The sequence below is a fragment of the Pantoea sp. ME81 genome (assembly GCF_903970985.1).
GTDB lineage: Bacteria > Pseudomonadota > Gammaproteobacteria > Enterobacterales > Enterobacteriaceae > Pantoea > Pantoea communis.
In genome coordinates, this window is sequence record NZ_CAJCKS010000351.1 from 1 (window position 1) to 1,423 (window position 1,423).

At 51.4% G+C, this 1,423-nt stretch carries 1 protein-coding gene and 1 pseudogene; both read left to right on the top strand.

Features of this window, described 5'->3' with window-relative positions; genetic code table 11:
- Window positions 1-292 (top strand): annotated as a pseudogene (locus H7A81_RS27260) (high-affinity choline transporter BetT); the annotation flags it as partial.
- Window positions 293-378: 86 nt separating this feature from the next.
- Complete coding sequence (gene uvsE / locus H7A81_RS27265) at window positions 379-1,353, top strand: UV DNA damage repair endonuclease UvsE (RefSeq protein ID WP_182059337.1); 975 nt, start codon at window positions 379-381, stop codon at window positions 1,351-1,353.
- The last annotated feature ends 70 nt before the right edge of the window (window positions 1,354-1,423 follow it).

The following is a 1,423-nucleotide window of genomic DNA, read 5'->3' on the forward strand; positions in this document are numbered from 1 at the left end:
GTTAGGTTATCTGGATTTGCGCGTGCTGCTGGGTGAAGAGCAGGACTTCTTATATCAGATCTGGCCGCAGCAGTATTCGGTGCCGGGTTTTACCTATCGGGCGCGCAGCGGTAAATCGACCTATTACCGTCTGGAGACGTTCCTGCTGGAAGGCAGCCAGGGCAACGATTTGATGGACTACAACAAGGAGCAGGTGATCATCGATATTCTCGATCAGTACGAACGTCACCTGAACTTTATCCATCTGCATCGCGAAGCACCGGGCAGCAATATCACTTTCCCAAGCGTGTAAGCCCACGGACAGCGGCAGCCCTGCCGCTGTCCGTGCACTTTCCCTGGAGCAAGCTACACTTTCAGCCTGCTCTAAGGGAGACTGAAATGAAATTGGGTTTTGCGTGTAAGTACTTCGATGCACAGGCTAAGCAGCCGTTTCCGTTTAAAATCACCACGCGTACGCGTTTCCTGAGTCTTGATCGCGAAGAACAAGCGCGTTTACTGGCGCAGTTGGCAACCAACAACCTCGATAACCAATTCCTCACGCTGCAGCAACTGGCAAAACTGCCGGAGGTGATGCGCATGATGCGGATTGGCAGCGATCTGTTACCGCTGTATACCGTGCCTGAAGCCACCGCCATCTACAGCGAATTAATGCCCGACTTACAACAGCTGTTTGCCAGGTGTGGCGAAATCGCCCGCGCCAACAACATCCGCCTCTCATTCCATCCCGGACAATACTCGGTACTCGCTTCGGATAATGAAGGCGTGGTGGATAGGGCGATTGAGGATGTGGAGTACCATGCGCTGTGTGCCGTGTTAATGGGGTACGGTCGCCAGTTCCAGGATTTCAAAATCAATATCCATATGAACGGCAAAAAAGGCATCGAGGGATTCCGCGCGGCGTTTCAGCGTCTCTCTCCTGAAGCACGCAATATGCTGACGGTCGAAAATGACGAAATATCTTGTTCGCTGGATGATGTATTACAGGCGCGCGATCTCTGTCCGGTGGTGCTGGATATTCACCATCACTGGGTAAAAGAGAATCAATTTATTCAAGCGGATGATGCGCGTATTGCGTTAATTATCGAATCGTGGCGCGATGTGCGTCCGGTATTACACTATTCGATTGCTCAGGAAGGTTTAATCCCAGAACATGGCTTCCCGGATCAGCGCGATTTAACGGTGGCAAAAACCAAACTGCGTGCACATTCTGACTACTACTTTAATCAGGATTTAAACGACTGGGCGTTATCATTTACTGACTTCGACATTATGTGCGAAGTGAAAATGAAAAATCTGGCGGTCGAGCGCTTATACCGTTATGCGCTCGACCAGGGCGAGATTAAGGCGAGGTAATCACAATCGCCACACGGCGATTCTGCGCGCGGCCTTGTGCACTGTTATTGCTGGCAATGGGGGCGCTCAT

Coding starts and splice junctions, on each gene's coding strand:
- uvsE (WP_182059337.1), top strand. CDS start 379: ATGAAATTGGGTTTTGCGTGTAAGTACTTCGATGCACAGGCTAAGCAG.